At 45.9% G+C, this 403-nt stretch carries 2 pseudogenes; both read right to left on the reverse strand.

Annotated elements, in window-relative coordinates:
• Positions 1-95, reverse strand: a pseudogene (locus AB4585_RS28210) (DUF1365 domain-containing protein); the annotation flags it as partial.
• Positions 92-403 (reverse strand): annotated as a pseudogene (locus tag AB4585_RS28215) (FAD-dependent oxidoreductase); the annotation flags it as partial. The pseudogenes AB4585_RS28210 and AB4585_RS28215, both read right to left, overlap by 4 nt.

Here is a 403-nt window from a genome sequence, read left to right on the forward strand (position 1 = left end):
TCTATGCTGGGCATAAACAGGGGGTAATTAAGGGCATGTTCTGTGGGAGAGAAACGTCTATGCCTCACGGTGCCCACTAAGATTGCGCTATTCATGCTGCGCCTTTCTCTTGAGCATTTTCTTGCATCGCTTCAATACCTTTCACTACCTGAAGTGCACTGTGCACGCCATCTTCATGAAAGCCATTGCGCCAATATGCACCGCAGAACCAAGTAGCATTATTGCCTTGAAGCTCTTCGCTACGCCCCTGCGCGGCAATTGATTCTCGAGTAAATACTGGGTGGTGATAGATGAAGCTACGTAAGATTTTGTTTTTATCAATATTCGGGCTGTTGTTCAGAGATACGCAGAATGTGTGCTCTGACTGAATGTGCTGCAAGATATTCATATCATAGGTTAGGGT

It is taken from the genome of Vibrio sp. 10N.222.49.C9 (assembly GCF_041474985.1).
Taxonomy (GTDB): domain Bacteria; phylum Pseudomonadota; class Gammaproteobacteria; order Enterobacterales; family Vibrionaceae; genus Vibrio; species Vibrio crassostreae_C.